The sequence below is a fragment of the Streptomyces sp. NBC_00102 genome (genome assembly GCF_026343115.1).
Lineage (GTDB): Bacteria > Actinomycetota > Actinomycetes > Streptomycetales > Streptomycetaceae > Streptomyces.
The window spans coordinates 465,421-484,075 of sequence record NZ_JAPEMC010000001.1 but is presented as its reverse complement, the minus strand read 5'-3'; the positions used below and the strand labels follow the sequence as shown (position 1 = coordinate 484,075).

Here is an 18,655-nt window from a genome sequence, read left to right as displayed (position 1 = left end):
CGACACGATGAAACGTCTGAAGGGATCGGTCGCGCCGCCGGCGCAGGGCGGCAACCAGGTCGACTGGGATTCGGCCGAGACTGAGAACGGACATGGGTTCCCGAGTGACTACCGCCTGTTCATGGAGGTTTACGGGCAGGGCTGCTTCGACGACTTCCTGGGTGTCGAGCCTCCGGTGCAGGAGGTTTATCCACTGGACGAGGGGGCGACGATCCGGGGACGGACCGCCGACGCGCTCGAGACGGCGGAAGCGACGGAGTACCACGAGCCCGAGCTGTTGATCGCCTGGGGATTGACCACCGAATCCGATCTGCTCTGCTGGCGTACCGATTCGGCCGACCCCGAGAAGTGGACCGTCGTTCTCTGGCGGCGTCAGTACGACTCCTGGGAACATTTCGAATGCGGGATGGTCGAGTTCCTCTGCCGTTACGCCGAGCGTGATCTTCCCGAGATCTGGACACTCGATCTCGCGTACGACGGGTGTCGTTTCGTTCATGACCGCGACCTCAAGAGAGCGATCCTGAGCGAAATTGATCCATGGGAACGCGAACCGTTGCCGGGAATCTGACGGTCACCGTTCGCGGTGAGCGGTGAGCGGTGAGTGGTGAGCGGCGTCCGGGACAAGGCCGGCGTGCGGCAGCGGACGTGCGGGCGCACACCCGACGGGGCTGGAGTCCGACCCGTGGCACGGGCCCGGGGCGGTGTGTTCAGTCCGCGAGCAGAAAGAACGAACCTGTGAGATTCCATCTGCGCCGGCGGCGGCCCTGGCCGGCCCTGGGCGCCGTGGCACTGGCCGTCGCCGTCGTGGCCGGCGCTCTGGTGTGGTTCCTGAAGCCGGGCCCGGACACCGCCTTCCGCGCACCGGAACCGGTGTCCCACGTCGACACCGCCACCCGCACCTGTTTCCTGAGCTCCGTGGACGCGGATCCCACCGGCACCTGGGAGCGGTTGCGCGAGACGGCGGAAGCGAGCGGTTCGCACCTGGTCGTGCAGCGGTACCAGCTGCCCGCGGGCGCGGACCCCGTCGCCTACGTCAACACCCTTGTCCAGCTGCGCTGTTCCACGGTTGTCGCCACGGGGAGTGCCGCACGTTCGGCTGTCGCCTCCCGTCTCGCCGATGGCCCGGTTCCGAACGTCCGCTTCGAGGTCGTCGACGAGCGCCGCCCGCGCGGTGCGACACGGGAGGCGGCGTCGACCCCGGGTTCTCCCTCGGCTGGTTCGGCGGGCTGAGCCGGTTCACCGGTGGGGCCGGCGGATCGCGCACGATCCGCCGGCCTCCCTCGGCAGGCCCGTCGTCCGGAACGCCGGACCGGTCAGTCGAACTCCTCGATGTACTCCTCCGGCGGACCGAGTTCGGGGCGGTCCCGCAACTCGACCTCCTTGCCGAGCTGCTCCAGTTCGAGCACGGTGACGGTGTTCTCGCCGGACCGCAGCAGCGGTGCCGGGCAGTACAGGGTGACCTGGGGCCCGATCTCCCAGTAGCGGCCGAGCAGGAAGCCGTTGACCCAGACGAAGCCGCGCCGTGACCCCGGAAGTGCGAGGAAGGTGTCCGCCGGGGTGTCGACGTGGAGCTGGGCGACGGCGAACCCGGTGGTCGCGTCGGCGGATCCGTCGGCCGCGTCGGTGCATCCGGTGGCCCCCGGTGAGGGGACGGCGTCCGCGGCGAGCGCCTCGGACAGCTCCGTGTCGGACCACTCCTGGAGCGCGACCGGCACGCTCTCCCAGCCCTGCACCGTGCGCCGGTCGACCAGGACGGGACCGAGCAGGCCCTTGTGCCCGCCGACGGCCGGCCCGTAGTTGATCCGGCCCAGGTTCTCGACCAGGACCTCCACCGTCACCACCTCGCCCGTGCCCTCCACCTCGAAGGCGCGGGAGTCGGCGTCGGCGATGCCGAGGAAAGACCCGTCGACGAAGACCAGGGCCCGGTCGCGCACGTCGCTGAGGGTCAGTTGATGCGTGCCGGCCGGGATGCGCGGGTGTGCGGTGTACAGGACCATGCCCGCGTCCAGGCCGAGTTGCTCGAAGGTGGCGGGACGAGGGGCGGTGCGGGTGGTCGTGGGTTCCACCGCGCGCAGCCCGGCGAGTAGACCGGAGCGGCGCGTGAGCGGGGCGCGGGCCGGCGGGAGGACCGGCATCCGCTCGGGCGACCGGAGGGGGCCCTCGGCGCCGAGCACCTCGCGCATGGCGAAGAACTTGGGGGTGAGTGTGCCGTCCTCGGCGATCGGTGCGTCGGAGTCGTAGCTGGTCACGATGGGCTCCAGCCGGCCGTCCGTCTCGTTGGCGCCCGCCCAGAGACCGAAGTTGGTGCCGCCGTGTGCCATGTAGATGCTCACGCTGCCGCTGTCCGCGACGATGCCGCGCAGGGTGTGCACCGCGCTCTCCACGCCGCGTACGTGGTGCTTCTTGCCCCAGTGGTCGAACCAGCCGTTCCAGAACTCGGCGACCAGGAAGGGTTCTTCGGGGCGGCGTCCGGCGAGGAGGCGGCGAGCCGCCTCGGGCTTGGAGCCCAGGGTGGCGGCCATCAGGGTGCCCGGCAGGGAACCGCCGTCCAGCATGAGGTCGGTGGGGCCGTCCGCCGTGAACAGCAGCTCCTGGATGCCGCGTTCGGTCAGGGCGTCACGGCTCCAGCGCATGTAGGCGTGGTCGTCGCCGTAGCTGCCGAACTCGTTCTCCACCTGCACCGCGACGACCGGCCCGCCCCGGGACGCCTGGAGCGCCGCGATGCGGGGGATCAGATCGTCGAACCAGGTGCCGAGGGCGGAGGTGAACGCCGGGTCCGAGCTGCGCAGAGCGAGGTCGCGCCCCGTGATCCAGCCCGGGAGACCGCCGTTGGACCATTCCGCGCAGATGTACGGACCGGGTCTGACGATGACGTCGAGGCCCTCCTCTCCCACCGTACGGATGAACCGTTCGAGGTCGCGCCAGCCGTCGAACGACGGCGCCCGGTCCTCGCGGGGCTGGTGGAAGTTCCACGCCACGTACGTGTCGATGGTGTTGAGCCCGAGATCGGCGATCCGGCGGATGCGGTCCCGCCAGAGATCGGGATGGACCCGGAAGTAGTGCAGCGCTCCCGACAGAATGCGGTGCGGAACGCCGTTGCGGTACATGCGGCCATCGCGCCAGGACAGTGCTGCGGTGGCGGGTCCTGCCGTCGCATCTTCCGTGGGGCGTGCCGGGGGGGTATGTGTCGTGGGCGACTCAGTCACGGCGCGAGCGTATGTTATCGATGACATGTATAACAAGCTTGGTAGAGTCCAGCAGCCGATCTCGGAGGATGGAGCGTCTTGAACGAGGACAGCGCGAAGCCGAGGCAGCCGAGCATGGCCGACGTGGCCCGGATCGCCGGCGTGTCGGCGCAGACGGTGTCCCGTGCGCTGCGCGGTTCGCCCCATGTCACCCCCGACACCAACCGGCGGGTACTCGCGGCCGTGGAGCAGCTCGGCTACCGGTTCAACAGCGCCGCCAGGGCACTGTCCTCGGGACGCAGCCACACCATCGGCCTCGTCCTGCTGGAGTCCGGCGGGTACTACTCGCGCTCGGCGGTCACCGCCGGTGTCGAGTCCGCGGCCGGCGCGGCGGGATACGCGGTGAGCATCGCGACCATCGCCGGGCTCGACGCCGGCCTGATGGAGCGGTCCCTCGCCAAGCTCGCCGACCAGGGCGTCGACGGTCTGGTGATCGCCGTGCCGCTCATCTCGGTGACCCAGAAAATAGAGGACCTCACCCGCGAGATCCCGACCGTCACCCTCGACGGGTCGCGGACGCGGGGCGCCCGGGTGCTCGGGATCGACCAGGGGGAAGCGGGCCGGCTGGCCACCCAGCACCTGCTCGACCTGGGACACAGGCAGATCTGGCACATCGCGGGACCGGACGAGTGGATCGAGGCGCGGCAACGCCGCCAGGGATGGCAGGAATGCCTGGTCGCGGCCGGGGTCGAGCCGCCGACCCCCTTGGAGGGTGACTGGTCGCCCGACTCCGGTTACCGGCAGGGGCAGATCATCGCGATGATCCCCGAGGTCACCGCGGTCTTCGTCGCGAGCGACGAGATGGCGTTCGGGGTGATCAGGGCCCTGCGCGAACGAGGCCGGTCGGTGCCCGACGACGTCTCCATCGTGAGCGTCGACGACATCGCCCTGGCGGCCTACTGCGCGCCGCCGCTGACCACCGTCCGGCAGGACTTCTACGGCTACGGAGCGGCGGCCGTCACGCTGCTGCTCCAGGGAGAGGCGGCGGTCGAGGAGTCGGTCGTGACCGCCTCCCTGTCGGTGCGCGGCTCCACCGCGCCGCCCCGCCAGGGGTGAGACCGGGGCTCCCGGTCCCACTGGCCTGCCATCGGCCCTCCTGGTAACCCGTGTTGGCCAGTTCGGTGGCTTCGTCCCCTTTTCGCGACTGAGTAACGGACCACCCCGTTCGTCGCGATTGACCGGATTCGTCGCGCCCGACTCCCGTCCCGGGCGCGCCGTTTCATCCTGCTCGCAAGGGTTTCGCGGCGGTTCGGTGCGGGCCCGGAGGGATTTGGGCAAGGTCCGTGCGAAAAGTCACTCGCCGGCCTTCCGGCGGCCCGCGGGGTGCCCGAGTGTCCCGCCCGTCCCGGCCGTGGTGCCGGAACTCCCTTGTGTGTACGCAGAGCTGACGATGTGGCGCGTTCCGGCACGCCCGTCTCCTGGGCCACCCGCCGGTCCGCCGAGGGGTGCGGAAGTGTCCCGGAGCGGGCCCTTCGGTGAATCGACCGCATCTGACCCCTTGCGCCGTCATGTGATCGATGCCATCGTACGCACCATGTTATCGGTGCCACCGTAACAACGCCGGATCAACGGAGATCCAAGTCCGGCCCTGCGGTGGCGCGGCGCCAGGCGATTCGACCCCCGACGGGGGCCACGCCGGCCCGCTCTGCCACTCGCAGTCAGGTGGGCAGTTGTCCACGGGAAGGACCCCCAGAATGAGGAAGTCGCTCGCCTTTGCGGGCACCGCTGTGACGGTGCTCGGGCTGCTCGCCACCGGATGTTCGGGAGGCGGGGACAGCGCGGACTCCGGCAAGACGACCCTCAAGGTCGCCGCCCTCGAAGGCGGCTACGGCCGGGACATGTACGCCCAGGTCGTCAAGGCGTACGAGGCGACCCACCCGGACGTCGACGTCCAGCTCCAGATCTCGAAGAGCATCGAGGACGAGATCACCCCGAACATGAAGGCCGGCAAGTACCCGGACGTCGTGGTGCTCGGCCAGGGCCGCAAGGCCGCCCTCACCGAGACCCTGGTCAAGGACAAGGCCGTGGAGGACCTCACTTCGGTCCTCAAGGCGAAGGCCCCCGGCGAGACCAAGACGGTCGGCGACAAGCTCACCCCGGGCATCGTCGGCAACCTGAACACCAACCCGTACGGCACGGACAAGACGTACCTGATGCCGATGTACTACGCGCCGACGGGCCTGTTCTACAACCAGGGCCTGTTCGAGAAGAACGGCTGGAAGACCCCGGCCACCTGGGACGAGATGTTCGCGCTCGGCGACAAGGCGAAGAAGGCGGGCATACCCCTCTTCACCTACCCGACCGCCGGTTACCTCGACTCGTACTTCTTCGCGCTGCTCGCCGACGTCGGCGGGGAGCAGTTCTACACCGATGTCATGACGTACAAGAAGGACATCTGGAAGTCGGCGAACGCCAAGAAGGCGCTCGACATCACCACCAAGCTGCTCAGCTACGCCGCGCCGACCACCGTCGGCTACGCCAACGAGCAGGACTTCACCAAGAACCAGCAGTCGATCCTGGACAACAAGGCGCTGTTCATGCCGAACGGCACCTGGATCACCGGTGAGATGGCGGACGCCCCGCGCGCCGACGGCTTCACCTGGGGCCTGACCCCGCTGCCGGCCGCCACCGCCGGCGCCAAGCGCTACCTGACGACCTCCGTCGAGTCGGTCTGGGTCCCCAGCGCCGCCCAGCACAAGGACGCGGCGAAGGACTTCGTCGCCTACCTGTACTCCGACGAGGCGGCGAAGATCTTCGCCAAGTCCAACGCGATCCAGCCGATCGAGGGCATCGCCGACAGCCTGACCGGTGAGAGCGCCACCTTCTACAAGCTCTACGAGGACCCGTCGGTCTCCGCGCTCGTCGGCGGCTTCGCGAGCACCTCGCCGGTCGAGGGCGTCGACATCAAGGCCACGCTCTTCGACACCGCCAACAGCATCATCAGCGGCGACACCACCGAAGCCAAGTGGCAGTCCGCGCTGAACGAGGCCAGCGAGAAGCTGCGCCAGGCGGGCAACTGACGTGCCCGGCGGCGACCCGGTCGACCCGGGTCGCCGCCGGCGCCTCCACCACCCGAGAGATCCTCTCGGACCACTCAGGACTGCCTCGTACGACCGAAGGACCGGCACGGTGACGACCCTCTCCACCCCACCCCAAGACTCAGCGGATCCCGTGGCGAAAACACGGAAGTCCGCCGGTGACTCCCGGCGCGGCAAGGCGTCCCCGGCGCGCCGGCCCGGTCACACCCGCTTCGTGCTCGCCTGCCTGCTCCCGGCGCTGGTGCTCTTCGCGGTGTTCATGGTCTACCCGACCGTGAACGTGTTCCGGATGTCGCTCTACACCTGGAGCGGCTTCTCCCCGGACATGAAGTTCGTGGGGCTGGACAACTTCCGTCACCTCATCGACGACGACCAGTTCGTGCGGGCGTTCCAGAACACGGTGACGCTGCTGGTCGTGGTCACCGTGGTGACCATGGGGATGGGCCTCTTCCTCGCCGCGATCATGACGCGGCAGAAGCTGCGGAGCCGCAACTTCCTCCGGTTCGTCCTCTACATCCCGAACGTGCTCTCCGTGGTCGTGATCGCTGCGGTCTTCTCCGCCATCTACGACCAGAACAACGGTCTGCTCAACAGCATGCTGCGCCTCGTCTCCCTCGACAGCTGGCAGCAGGTCTGGCTCGGCGACCAGAAGGTCGTGCTCTACTCCGTCGGCATCGCGATGGTCTGGCAGTCCCTGGGCTACTACATGGTCCTCTACATGTCGAGCATGTCGAGCATTCCCGAGGAGCTGTACGAGGCCAGTGGGCTCGACGGCGCCTCCGCCTCCCGGCAGTTCTTCTCCATCACGATGCCGCTCATCTGGCAGAACCTGCGGACCTCGCTGACCTTCTTCATCATGAGTGCGGTCAACCTCAGCTTCGTGCTGGTCCGCGCGATGACCGGCGGCGGTCCCGACAGCTCCTCCGAGGTCCTGCTGAGCTACATGTACAAGCAGGCGTACACGAACTCCTCGTACGGCTACGGCATGGCCATCGGTGTCGTCATCTTCGCGTTCTCCTTCCTCGTGTCGCTCCTGATGAGCCGGGCGACCAAGCGCGAACCCCTTCAGTTCTGAGGACAGACACCATGACCGTGATCAACACACCCCGCCCTCCCGCCACCCGCTCGCGGATCGGCCGCGTACTCACGTACGTCCTCGTCATCGCCCTGGCGCTCGCCATCGCGGTGCCGGTCGCCTGGGTCCTGCTCGCCTCGCTCAAGAAGAAGAGCGAGTTCTTCGGCAGCCCCTGGTCGCTGCCCGAGGGACTGCGCCTGCAGAACTACGTCGACGCCTTCACCGACGCCCACTTGGGCCAGTACTTCATGACCTCGGTGTTCGTCACCGTGCTCGGCCTGGTCCTCGTCCTCGCGGTCTCCGTGCCGGCGGCGTACGTCATCGCCCGGTACGAGTTCAAGGGCAAGGGATTCGTCGAACTCCTCCTGCTCGGCGGGCTCTTCATCAACGTCAACTACATCGTCGTGCCGATCTTCCTGATGCTGGTCGACTGGGACAAGGCGCTCGTCGACGTCTTCCCCGGCGGGTTCTTCCTCGACAACCCCTCGGTCCTCTCCCTCGTCTACGCGGCCACGTCGATCCCGTTCACGATCTACCTGCTCACCGCGTACTTCCGGTCCATACCGGTCGCCTACGAGGAGGCCGCGTCGATCGACGGGGCGTCCAGGTTCCGGATCATGACCCGGATCATGCTGCCGATGGCCCGGCCCGCGATCACCACCGTGATCCTGTTCAACTTCCTCGCCTACTGGAACGACTTCATCATCTCGCTGACCCTGCTTCCCGGCGAGGGAAAGACCGTCCAGGTCGGCCTGCTCAACCTGTTCACGGCGCAGAAGGCCGCGGCGGACTACGGACGCCTGTACGCGGGCTTGGTCATCGTCATCGTCCCGGTCCTGATCGTCTACGCCTTCATCCAGAAGCGGCTCATCGAGGGCATGGCATCCGGCGGCGTCAAGGGCTGACGGGCCCACAGCGACCGGGCCCGAGCGGCCCCGGTGGAAGGAAAACAGACATGAAGGACTCGACGCGGACGGCGCTGTTCGTCGCCGTGCGCACGCTCGTCGCGGCGGCCTGTGTGGCGCTCGTCGTGGTGGAGCGCAGGACGATCGGCTGGGGACACCTCGGCATCATGCTTCTCGCGCTGGCCGGGCTGATGGCCCTGCTCGCCTCGTACAACCGGAGGTACCAGTGACAGCCGCAACCACGTCCGCACATGCGCTGTCCGAGATCCGGCCCAGCGCGCGGCAGCTCGCCTGGCAGGAGATGGAGTTCTACGGCTTCATCCACTTCGGCATGAACACCATGACGGACCGGGAGTGGGGCGAGGGGCACGACGCCCCGGCCCTCTTCGACCCGGCCGACCTCGACGCCGACCAGTGGGTGGCCTCGCTCAAGAGCGCGGGGATGACCGGCGTCATCCTCACCTGCAAGCACCACGACGGTTTCTGCATGTGGCCGAGCGACGCCACCGACTACTCCGTCGCCTCCTCCCCGTGGCGCGGCGGCAAGGGGGACGTGGTCGCCGAGGTCGCCGACGCGGCCCGCCGGCACGGCCTGAAGTTCGGTGTCTACCTCTCCCCGTGGGACCGCACCGAGGCGTCCTACGGCTCCGGCAGCGCGTACGACGACTTCTACGTCGCCCAGCTCACCGAACTCCTCACCCGCTACGGCCCGGTGTTCTCCGTGTGGCTGGACGGCGCGAACGGCGAGGGCCCCAACGGCAAGCGCCAGGTCTACGACTGGGAGCGCTACTACGCGGTGGTCCGCGAGCTCCAGCCGGACGCGGTGATCAACGTGTGCGGCCCCGACGTCCGCTGGTGCGGCAACGAGGCCGGCGAGACCCGCCCCGACGAGTGGAGCGTCGTCCCGCGCGCCCTCCAGGACGCCGAGCGGACCGCGTCCGTCTCGCAGCAGGCGGACGACGGCGTCTTCTCCCGCCTCGTCCGCAGCGACGACCGCGACCTGGGCAGCCGGGCCGCGCTCGCCGGACACGAGTCGGACCTGGTCTGGTACCCGGCCGAGGTCAACACCTCGATCCGCCCCGGCTGGTTCCACCACACCGCCGAGGACGACCAAGTCCGCTCCGTGGACGAGCTGTTCACCATCTACCAGCGGTCGGTCGGCGGCAACTCCTGCTTCCTGCTCAACGTCCCCCCGGCCGCGGACGGCCGCCTGCGGGACGCCGACGTGGCGGCGCTCGGCGGACTCGGCCGGCGTATCGAGGACTTCCGCTCCCGCCGGATCGAGGCCACCGCGACGGTCACCTCCGGCGCCCCCGGAGACGTCGCCGCCGCATGGCCCGGCAAGGCCGAAACGCCCTGGCGCCCGGCCGGCACCGACACCCGCCCCACCGTGACCCTCACCTTCGACGGGCCCCGCCGGATCGACGCGGTCGTACTCGGCGAGGACATCACCCAGGGCCAGCGCGTCGAGCACGTCGTCGTCCGGGGCGCCCTGGGAGGCGAGTGGACCACGCTCGCCGAGACGAGCGCGGTGGGCTACCAGCGCATCCTCACCTTCCCGGCCGCCGAGGTCGACACGGTCGAGTTCGCGGTCACCGCCACCCGTGACACCCCCGTCGTCGCCCGGGTGGCGGCGATCGGGGCGGGTTCGTGAAGGGCGCGGCGCCCGCCACCCGGGCGCCGCGCCCACCGGCGGGCTCCGGGAAGCAGGGCCCCAAGGGCTCCCGCAAGCCCGGCGCCCGCAAGCCGGCCGCCCCGCGCCCCGCCGGTACCGCGGCCCGTACGGCGGGCGCCTCCCGGCGGCCGAAGCGACGGACCCTCGTCGTGCTGACCGGAGCCGTACTCGCCCTCGTCGTGGCGGTCGTCGTCGCGGTGACCGCCCTCGGCGGCGGCGACGGCGACGAGGTCGCCACCCTGGACGGGCGCCCGGTCACCCGCGAGGAACTCCTCTTCCACATGGGGCGGCTCGCACCCACCGTGCAGAACGAGCTGACCACCACCTACCACCTGGCCACCCCGTTCGGCTGGGACGCGAAGACGGGAGCGAAGACCGCGCTCCAGCGCCTGGAGACCCGTGCGCTGGACGAGATCCGCGAAGACCGGGCCGTCCTCGTCCTCGCACAGGAGCGGGGGCTCGTCGACTCCGTGGACTTCGCGGACCTCACCGCCGAACGCACGGCGGAGAACGAGTCCCGCGCCCAGGCGGTCGCGGCCGGCCAGACCGTGTACGGAGTCACGGACTTCTCCCCGGAGGAGTACTACACCCACCGGCTGACCGAACTCGCCACCAGCCTCAAGGACCTGCTCAGCAAGAACGCCGGCGACCCGCTCCACGTCACCGACGCCGAGGTCCGCAAGGCCTTCGACGCGGACCCCGGCTCCTGGAGCGCCAACGCGACCACGTACGCGTACACACAACTCGTGGTCCAGGTACCGGACGGCGCACCGGCCGGCTTCGCCGCCGACCTCCAGCGCCGGGTGAAGGCCGCCGGGCACCTCGCGGACGTCACCGGGGTGACCGGCGCCAAGCTCACCACCGCCACCTACGGCGGCACCGGCACGACCGGGCTGAGCACCCACGACCAGGACCTCGTCTCCGTGCTCGGAGAGCTCGACCGGGGACAGGTCTCGGCGCCCGTCAAGGGCACCGGCCAGATCACGTACTACCAGCTCGACAGCGTGAAGACCGACCAGGACAAGGCGTTCACCGAGTACTCCCAGCGGATCCGCCAGTCGCTCGTCGAGAAGAAGTACGCCACCTACCTCCAGCGCCGGGCCGACGACGCCTCGATGTACGTCGACAGCTCGGCGGTGGCCGCCATCAACGCGAAGGACGTGCAGCAATGAGACCTGCCGACATCGGCCCGCCCGCCGACGAGACGTCGGTGAAGCGCCCGTGGCTCACCACCCGGACGGTTCGTACCGGCCTCGCCTCCGTGCTCGCCGCGCTGCTCGTGGGCTCGCTCGCCCCGGCCGCGCACGCGGCAGCCGGACCGCAGAGCCCCGCCGCCCCCGCCGCCTCCGCAGCCGGCAAGTCCTGGCCCGGCAACAAGCACAACGCCACGGGTGGCAAGGACTACTACATCGACGCCACGCTCGGCCACGACACCGCGGCCGGCACCTCGCCGAAGAGCGCCTGGCGCAGCCTGGCCAAGGCGAACGCGACGACGTTTCTGCCCGGCGACCGCATCCTGCTCAAGGCCGGCGAGCAGTGGCAGAACGAGCAGCTGTGGCCGAAGGGCTCCGGCAGCGCGGGCAAGCCGATCACCATCTCGGCGTACGGCGACAAGCGCGCCGGCCGCCCCTACATCGCGACGAACGGCAACGTGCCCAGCCCGTTCAACGCGGACGGCACGAAGAACCCGCAGACCGTCGGCCTGACCGGTGCCATCGTGCTGCGCAACCAGCAGTACTGGGACATCGACAACGTCGAGCTGTCCAACGACGACGACTTCGCCACGGACATCACCAAGGGCAGTTACGTCCGCGACGGCATCATGGTCTCGATCAACGCCGACCTCTTCCCGGACGGCGCGGACACGGTCATGGACCACTTCCGCATATCCGACATCTACGTCCACAACCTGGACGGCCCGAGCAGCTGGCAGAAGATCCACTACGGTGCGGTCGACTTCCAGGTCTTCGGCAGCAAGAGCTACAAGGCGTACCCGGCCGGCGGATACCACTTCAGCGACGTCCGGATCGAGAACAACACCTTCGAGAACGTCGAACTGCACGCCGTGCAGTTCGCGTTCAACTGGTTCGCCGCGGACAGTGCCGACTCCGGCCAGTACGACGAGGCCGGCAAGTGGCACGAGGGCTGGGAGCAGCTGTGGGTGCGCACCCGCGACCTGTACAGCCGTGACGTCTACATCGGCCACAACTACGCCAAGAGCATCGGCCAGGGCGCCTTCCAGCTCGCCGACTCGCAGCGCATGACGGTCGAGTACAACGAGGTCAACGGCTTCCTGGAGCGCTACAACGCGGTCTCCTGCGGGCTCTACCTGTGGGCCGGCGCCGACTCGACCATGCAGTACAACGAGGTCTACGGCGGTCCGGACAACGAGTACGACGGCACCCCCTGGGACCTGGAGTACACCAACTTCAACGTCACGTACCAGTACAACTACTCGCACGACAACGCCGCGGGCTGGATGGCCTACATGGGCAACAGCTCGAACTCGGTGGCGCGTTACAACCTCAGCGTCAACGACAACGGCGTGCTCGTGAAGAACATGCTGTCGACGAACTACGCCCCGACGTACTTCACGAACAACACCTTCGTCTACGACGGCGCCGACCTGAACACCGTCCACGACGAGACGTTCCTCAGCCGCGTCTACTTCCTCAACAACATCTTCTACAACACCTCGGAGACCACCCCGACCCCGTGGTACCGCCGTACCGGCGCACTGCGGCAGGCCGTGTTCTCGAACAACGACTACTACGAGGCGTCCGGCACCCACTCCGCGCAGGAGCCGGCCGACCCGGACGGGCTGCGGGTCGACCCGGAGTTCGTCGGTGACCCCGCCCACTACGTCACCGGTGCGGGCGTCGACAAGATCCGCAAGGCCGCCGCGCCCTTCGCGCTGCGCAAGGACTCGCCCCTGATCGACGCGGGCCGCTACAACGCGCACATGGGCACCGAGGACTTCCTCGGTACGCACCTCTACTACGGCGACGCCCCGGACATCGGTATCGCCGAGTACAAGCACGGCCGCAAGGTGGCCGACCCGGTCGACACCGACCCGATCGAGGAGGAGACGGACAACAGGGTGAACCTCGCCCTCGGCAAGTCCGTCACCGCCAGTTCGACCCACCCCGGGGCGAACGGCTCGCTCGGCGCGGAGAAGCTGACCGACGGCAACCTGTCGACCCGCTGGGCCGCGGCCGACGACGCGTCCTACCCGATCACGCTCGACGTCGACTTCGGCGCGGACACCACCTTCGACCAGGTCTACCTGGACGAGTACACCGACTCGGGCACCAACCCCCGGGTGCAGTCCTTCGAGCTCCAGCGCTGGGACGCCGCCACCGGCACCTGGGTCACCTTCGCCACCCGTGACGCGGGTGTCGGGCACGACCTCACGGTGACGGGCTTCGGCACCGTCACCAGCTCCAAGCTGCGGGTGGCCCTCACCAGCCAGATCGCCACGGAGCAGTACACCCCGAGCCTGACCGAGATCTCGGTCTACCGCGCGGGCGCGTGAACGGTGTCCGTACGGACCCCCGGGTGAACCCGCCGGGTCCGTACGGATGACACGCGGAGGGCGGGTGGATGCCACGGCATCCACCCGCCCTCCGCGTTCTGTGGGGCGCACCCCACACCGGTGTCCGCCCGAAAGGGTGAACTTGCCCCCGAATGCGGCGTGTCCCGACATCGCAGGCGTCATGGTGCGGAAGAGGCGGGTGGGGCCGTCACCTCCGCGCGGGGCGCGGGAAGCGCGGGAGCGGGTGCGAGGGGAGTGACCGTGGAACCAGTCAAGGGGAGGCCACCGGCACCGCTGCGGGACCGGGCGCGCTACCGGTTCGACCGGACGCTGGCGCGTTCCACCGGCACCCTCATGGGCTGGCTGGTCATCACCTGCCTGGCCGTCGTGGTCCCGGTGAGCGCGGTACTGGTGTGGACCGACCCGAGTTCGCCCCGGTCGCTCTCGGACCGGCTGACCGCGGTGTGGCGCGCCAGCGCGGAGACCCTCCGACTCGGCTCCGCCACGGGAGCCCCGCTCCGGCTGGCCCTCTCCGCGCTGCTCGGGCTGTTCGCCCTGCTCGGCGTGTCGACTCTGGTCGGGGTGGTCACCACCGGTCTCGCCGACCGCATGGCCGAGCTGAGCCGGGGGAGGTCGAGGGTCCTGGAACACGGCCACGTCGTCGTGCTCGGCTGGTCCGACCAGGCGACCACCGTGGTGAGCGAACTGGTCGCTGCCCAGGCGCCGCACCGGCCGCGGGCCGTCGTCCTGCTCGCCGACCGCGACAAGGCGGAGATGGAACGCGCGCTCGCCGCCCACCTCCCGCCGGCCGCACGCGGGCGGATCATCTGCCGCAGCGGCCCCGCGAGCGACCCCGAGGTGCTCGCCCTCGTCAGCCCGCGCACCGCGAGCACCGTACTGGTGCTGCCCTCCGGGGAGCCGTCGGCGGACGCGGAGGTGCTGCGGGTCCTGCTCTCCCTGCGCGCGGTACTCGGCGAGGGCACGGTCGGGCCCCCGGTACTCGCCGCGGTGCGGGACGACCGCTACCGCGCCCCCGCGCGCCTCGCCGCCGGGCCGCGCGGCACGGTGCTGGAGACCGACACCGTCACCGCCCGGCTGATCGCGCAGTGCGTCGGCAGACCGGGGCTCTCCCTCGTGCTCCGCGACCTTCTCGACTTCGCGGGCGACGAGTTCCACCTCGCCGACGCCACCGCCTTCCACGGCGACACCTTCGGCACCGCCCTGCTGGGCCACCCGGACTCCTGCGTCGTCGGTCTGCTCACGCCGGACGGCCGTACGCTGCTCAACCCGCCGGAAGGCACCCCGGTCGAACCGGGCGGCCACCTGATCGTGCTCGCCCTGGACGACGACTCCACCCGGGTGGAGGACTGCCGGCATCTGGTCGACCCCTCCGCGATCGCCGTGGACGGCGCCCCGCTGGACGACCCGACACGCCTGCTGGTGCTCGGCTGGAACCGCCGCGCCCCGCTCGTCGTCGACCAGCTGCGGGTGACCGCCCGCCCCGGCTCCGTCCTCGACGTGATCACCGACAGCGCCGTCCCCGGGCCGAGGGAGCCGGAAGGCGGTGCGCCCGCGGCCGCGTCCGTACGGTTCCGGTCCGCCGCCCTGTCCCGGCCCGAGGCCCTGCTCGGGCTCGACCTCACCCCGTACGACGGCCTGGTCGTCCTCGGACCCGATCCGGGCGACAGCCCGGAGCGCCCCGACGACTGGACGCTGGTCACCCTGCTCGCGCTGCGGCTCCTGGAGGAACGCGCCGGACGCGAGCTGCGCGTCGTCACCGAGCTCACCGACGACCGCAACCGCCCCCTCGCCCCCGTCAACCACGGCTCCGACGTCATCGTCAGCGGAAAACTGACCGGACTGCTGATGGCCCAGATCACCCAGAACAGGCACCTGGCCCCCGTGTTCGACGAACTGTTCTCCGGCGACGGCGCGAACGTCCTCCTGCGCCCCGCCGGCACGTACGTCCGCCCGGGCGCCGAAGCCACCTTCGCCACCGTCGTCGCCGCCGCCCGGGACCGCGGCGACTGCGCGATCGGCTACCGCAGCGAGGACCGGTCGGCCCCCGGCACCGACCACGGCGTGCGGCTCAACCCGCCCAAGGGCGAGCGGCGCGTATGGAGCGCCGGTGACCAGGTGGTCGTGGTGGGTACGCCCCCGCGCCACGCCGCCACGCCCGCACCGGACACCGCTCCCCGACGGGCGAACCTCGGCTGACGCGGCACCAGTGCCGCCTCAGCCGAGGTTCGCCCCGTCGCGACGCCCGGCACGCACTCTCGCCGCGCCGGCCGAAAACCCGAGTACGTCCAGTGCGGGGGCTTCCGGCCGGCACGCCGAGAGCACGCACCCGACGCCGCTCCTCGGCGGGCGAACCTCGGCTGACGCGGCACTAGACTTCGCCCGGTGGACCGGTCGATGGGATTGCGAGAGCTCAAGAAGCTGCGGACGCGGGAGACCATCTCCGAGGTCGCGATCGCGCTCTTCCTGGAGCGCGGATTCGACCAGGTTTCCGTCGCCGACGTCGCCGCCGCCGCGGAGGTCTCCAAACCGACGCTCTTCCGGTACTTCCCCACCAAGGAGGACCTGGTCGTCCAGCGCTTCGCCGACCACCAGGACGAGAGCGCCGAGGTGGTGCGCAGCCGTCCGGCCGGGGTGAGCCCGCTCGACGCCCTCCACCGGCACTTCCTGGACGGGCTGGAAGCCGGCGACCCCATCACCGGGCTCAGTGACCACGAGGCCGTTCTCGCCTTCCACCGCCTCCTGTACTCCACCCCCGGCCTCGTGGCCCGCTCCGCCCAGTACCTCGCCCGCGCGGAGGAAGAACTCGCGCGCGCCCTCGCCGAGACCCTCGGCGAGGGGTCCCGGGAGGTCACGTCCCGGCTGCTGGCGGGGCAACTGGTCGCCACCCAGCGCATCCTGGCCCTGACCAACTGGCAGCGCATCGTGGACGGCGGATCGGCCGAGGACGTCCGCCCCGAAGCCGTCGCCGACGCGGACCACGCCTTCACCCTGCTGAAGCGGGGGCTCGCCTCGCTCCCTCCCGTCACGGGCTGACACTCCGGCGCTCCAGGCGGCAGGCGCCCCGGGACCGTGTGGCGTCGCGCACAGCGCCCTCCGTTCCAGCGCCCGCCACCCCGTACCCGGCCCCTTGTCCCGTCCGGTCCGTCCACCTGCGGCGGGCCGGAGCACGCCGGAGCACGGTGACGGGAATCTCCTTTGCCGGGAGCCGCCGATCGGGCACTGTGGTGCGGTCGGGGGACCTCCACAGCCGTACGACCGAGCGAGATGCCATGACCGCGACCGCCGCAGCCGCCGAACGCCTCCACCATGTCCGCCGCGCACGTCGCGCCCGCACCGGCGGCCCGGGGGAGAGGGGCCCCAAGGTCCTCGAACACGTCCTCGGCTGGACTCTCGTCGTCGTCCTCGCCCTCTTCGTCACCCGGGCCGGACTCATGTGATCCGTCCGGGCGGCCCGCGGTTCTCCGAGGCGGACGATCACACCCTCCGTACCTCGTGACGGGGGCGCCCCGATCGGGCATACTCGACGCGCCGCAGCCGCTGACCGGCGTCTTCCGCGATCCGGAAGGGCAGGATCGGTTGGGCACGTACCGCCTGTGCCGGGCCCGGCCCGGACCACTCGGCGACGCGGCTCCCCACCCCGGGGCCGTCCGCCGTCACGCCCGACAGGGAGGAGAGCACCGTCATGCCCGACCGAGCCCCGCAACCGGTGGAACGTCGTCTGCCCACCGAGGAGTCCCGGCAACTGCTCACGCTGGTACGCGACATCGTCGCGAACGAGATCGCGCCCCGGGCCGCCGACGAGGAGGAGGCGGGCCACTTCCCGCGCGAACTCTTCACCCTCCTCTCCGAATCGGGCCTGCTGGGCCTGGTGTACGACTCCGGTCTCGGCGGCGGGGACCAGCCGTACGAGGTCTACCTCCAGGTCCTGGAAGAGCTGGCCGCCGCCCGGCTGACCGTGGGACTCGGCGTCAGCGTGCACTCGCTCGCCTGTCACGCCCTCGCCAACTACGGCACCGAGGAGCAGAAGAAGACCCATCTGCCCGCGATGCTCTCCGGCGGACTCCTGGGCGCCTACTGCCTCTCCGAGCCGGCGTCCGGCTCCGACGCGGCCTCGCTGCACACCAGGGCGGTACGGGACGGCGACGACTGGGTGCTCACCGGCACCAAGGCGTGGATCACCCACGGCGGCATCGCCGACTTCTGCACGGTGCTGGCCCGTACCGGCGTCGACGGCCCCCGGGGCATCACCGCCTTCCTGGTGCCCGGCGACGCCGAGGGGCTGAACGCCGCGGCCCCCGAGCGGAAGATGGGCATGAAGGGATCACCCACCGCCCAGCTCCACTTCGACGGCGTACGGGTACCGGACGGCCGCCGGATCGGCGAGGAGGGCCAGGGCTTCGCCATCGCGCTCTCCGCGCTCGACTCCGGCCGCCTGGGCATCGCCGCCTGCGCGATCGGCGTCGCCCAGGCCGCGCTGGACGAGGCCGTCGGATACGCCACGGACCGGCGGCAGTTCGGGCGTCCGATCGCGGACTTCCAGGGGCTGCGCTTCCAGCTCGCGGACATGGCCACCCAGATCGAGGCCGGCCGCGCGCTGTACCTGGAGGCCGCCCGGCTCCGCGACGCCGGCCGGCCCTTCTCCCGTCAGGCCGCCATGGCGAAGCTGTTCTGCACGGACGCGGCCATGCGCGTCACCATCGACGCCGTGCAGGTACTGGGGGGTTACGGCTACACGCGCGACTTCCCCGTCGAACGCCTGATGCGGGAGGCCAAGGTGCTCCAGATCGTGGAGGGCACCAACCAGATCCAGCGGATGGTCATCGCCCGCCACCTCGCCGGCCCCGAATCGCACTGATCCGCTGCGGCAGCCCGGACCACACCGGCGCCGTCACGATCCGGGTCCACTCCTGGTCGTGACGGCCCGGCAGGGTGCGCCCCGAGCCCTCCCAGTCGCGGAGCAGGGCGACGTAGATGGGGGAGTCGGAAGGCGATGCGGGCGGGGGCTGAGCGGCAGGCGGTAAGGCCTTCCTGCCCGTCCCCGCTTCCGCGGTCCCCGCACCGGGGCCTGCTGCGGGGACGCGGGGTTCCGGCTTTCGACGGAGCGGTGCCGTGGGCCGGGGAACCGATTCTTCGGAGGGCGGGGCGACGAGACGGCGACGAC

The 18,655-nt window shown here is 70.4% G+C and carries 15 protein-coding genes; 14 read left to right on the top strand and 1 reads right to left on the bottom strand.

The features are described from left to right. Nucleotides 1-7 precede the first annotated feature (7 nt). Nucleotides 8-568: an SMI1/KNR4 family protein gene (locus tag OHA55_RS02170; protein ID WP_266702222.1), complete on the top strand. Its 561-nt coding sequence runs from the start codon at nucleotides 8-10 to the stop codon at nucleotides 566-568. 167 nt (nucleotides 569-735) lie between these two features. Continuing rightward, a complete protein-coding gene (locus OHA55_RS02165; RefSeq protein WP_266702220.1) occupies nucleotides 736-1,230 on the top strand; it encodes a hypothetical protein in 495 nt (164 codons plus the stop codon). A gap of 83 nt (nucleotides 1,231-1,313) precedes the next feature. Here OHA55_RS02165 and OHA55_RS02160 read toward each other — a convergent pair whose 3' ends face one another. Further along, complete coding sequence (locus OHA55_RS02160; RefSeq protein WP_266702218.1) at nucleotides 1,314-3,107, bottom strand: glycoside hydrolase family 35 protein; 1,794 nt, start codon at nucleotides 3,105-3,107, stop codon at nucleotides 1,314-1,316. A 177-nt stretch (nucleotides 3,108-3,284) separates the two neighbouring features. Between OHA55_RS02160 and OHA55_RS02155 the strand changes: the two genes are divergently transcribed. From OHA55_RS02155 to OHA55_RS02100, 12 genes are all read left to right on the top strand, one after another. Beyond that, nucleotides 3,285-4,301: a LacI family DNA-binding transcriptional regulator gene (locus OHA55_RS02155; protein WP_266702216.1), complete on the top strand. Its 1,017-nt coding sequence runs from the start codon at nucleotides 3,285-3,287 to the stop codon at nucleotides 4,299-4,301. A gap of 638 nt (nucleotides 4,302-4,939) precedes the next feature. Then, nucleotides 4,940-6,265: a carbohydrate ABC transporter substrate-binding protein gene (locus OHA55_RS02150; protein WP_266702214.1), complete on the top strand. Its 1,326-nt coding sequence runs from the start codon at nucleotides 4,940-4,942 to the stop codon at nucleotides 6,263-6,265. Nucleotides 6,266-6,416: 151 nt separating this feature from the next. Beyond that, on the top strand, nucleotides 6,417-7,358 hold the full coding sequence (locus OHA55_RS02145; protein WP_266702212.1) for a carbohydrate ABC transporter permease: 942 nt from the start codon (nucleotides 6,417-6,419) through the stop codon (nucleotides 7,356-7,358). 11 nt (nucleotides 7,359-7,369) lie between these two features. After that, a complete protein-coding gene (locus OHA55_RS02140) occupies nucleotides 7,370-8,263 on the top strand; it encodes a carbohydrate ABC transporter permease (protein ID WP_266702210.1) in 894 nt (297 codons plus the stop codon). 50 nt (nucleotides 8,264-8,313) lie between these two features. After that, on the top strand, nucleotides 8,314-8,493 hold the full coding sequence (locus tag OHA55_RS02135) for a hypothetical protein (RefSeq protein WP_266702208.1): 180 nt from the start codon (nucleotides 8,314-8,316) through the stop codon (nucleotides 8,491-8,493). Further along, a complete protein-coding gene (locus OHA55_RS02130) occupies nucleotides 8,490-9,917 on the top strand; it encodes an alpha-L-fucosidase (protein WP_266702206.1) in 1,428 nt (475 codons plus the stop codon). Before OHA55_RS02135 ends, OHA55_RS02130 begins: the two co-directional genes overlap by 4 nt. Continuing rightward, on the top strand, nucleotides 9,914-11,110 hold the full coding sequence (locus OHA55_RS02125) for a peptidylprolyl isomerase (RefSeq protein ID WP_266702204.1): 1,197 nt from the start codon (nucleotides 9,914-9,916) through the stop codon (nucleotides 11,108-11,110). Before OHA55_RS02130 ends, OHA55_RS02125 begins: the two co-directional genes overlap by 4 nt. Then, nucleotides 11,107-13,473 (top strand): discoidin domain-containing protein, encoded by a 2,367-nt coding sequence (locus OHA55_RS02120; RefSeq protein WP_266702202.1) that lies wholly within the window; start codon nucleotides 11,107-11,109, stop codon nucleotides 13,471-13,473. Before OHA55_RS02125 ends, OHA55_RS02120 begins: the two co-directional genes overlap by 4 nt. 261 nt (nucleotides 13,474-13,734) lie before the next feature. Beyond that, nucleotides 13,735-15,690, top strand: a complete 1,956-nt coding sequence (locus tag OHA55_RS02115; RefSeq protein WP_266702200.1) for an NAD-binding lipoprotein — start codon at nucleotides 13,735-13,737, stop codon at nucleotides 15,688-15,690. A 198-nt stretch (nucleotides 15,691-15,888) separates the two neighbouring features. Next, the gene (locus OHA55_RS02110) at nucleotides 15,889-16,527 is read left to right on the top strand and encodes a TetR family transcriptional regulator (RefSeq protein ID WP_266702198.1); all 639 of its coding nucleotides are present in this window, start codon (nucleotides 15,889-15,891) and stop codon (nucleotides 16,525-16,527) included. A gap of 236 nt (nucleotides 16,528-16,763) precedes the next feature. Continuing rightward, nucleotides 16,764-16,931, top strand: coding sequence for an SCO1431 family membrane protein (locus OHA55_RS02105; RefSeq protein WP_266702196.1), 168 nt, complete (start codon nucleotides 16,764-16,766; stop codon nucleotides 16,929-16,931). Nucleotides 16,932-17,176: 245 nt separating this feature from the next. Then, entirely contained in the window at nucleotides 17,177-18,349 is a 1,173-nt protein-coding gene (locus OHA55_RS02100; protein WP_266702194.1) for an acyl-CoA dehydrogenase family protein, read from the top strand. Nucleotides 18,350-18,655 lie beyond the last annotated feature (306 nt).

What these genes read in the sequence shown, in the direction of transcription:
- OHA55_RS02170 (WP_266702222.1), top strand. Translation starts at nt 8, where the DNA reads ATGAAACGTCTGAAGGGATCGGTCGCGCCGCCGGCGCAGGGCGGCAAC.
- OHA55_RS02160 (WP_266702218.1), bottom strand. Translation starts at nt 3,107, where the DNA reads ATGTACCGCAACGGCGTTCCGCACCGCATTCTGTCGGGAGCGCTGCAC.
- OHA55_RS02150 (WP_266702214.1), top strand. Translation starts at nt 4,940, where the DNA reads ATGAGGAAGTCGCTCGCCTTTGCGGGCACCGCTGTGACGGTGCTCGGG.
- OHA55_RS02140 (WP_266702210.1), top strand. Translation starts at nt 7,370, where the DNA reads ATGACCGTGATCAACACACCCCGCCCTCCCGCCACCCGCTCGCGGATC.
- OHA55_RS02135 (WP_266702208.1), top strand. Translation starts at nt 8,314, where the DNA reads ATGAAGGACTCGACGCGGACGGCGCTGTTCGTCGCCGTGCGCACGCTC.
- OHA55_RS02120 (WP_266702202.1), top strand. Translation starts at nt 11,107, where the DNA reads ATGAGACCTGCCGACATCGGCCCGCCCGCCGACGAGACGTCGGTGAAG.
- OHA55_RS02110 (WP_266702198.1), top strand. Translation starts at nt 15,889, where the DNA reads ATGGGATTGCGAGAGCTCAAGAAGCTGCGGACGCGGGAGACCATCTCC.
- OHA55_RS02105 (WP_266702196.1), top strand. Translation starts at nt 16,764, where the DNA reads ATGACCGCGACCGCCGCAGCCGCCGAACGCCTCCACCATGTCCGCCGC.
- OHA55_RS02100 (WP_266702194.1), top strand. Translation starts at nt 17,177, where the DNA reads ATGCCCGACCGAGCCCCGCAACCGGTGGAACGTCGTCTGCCCACCGAG.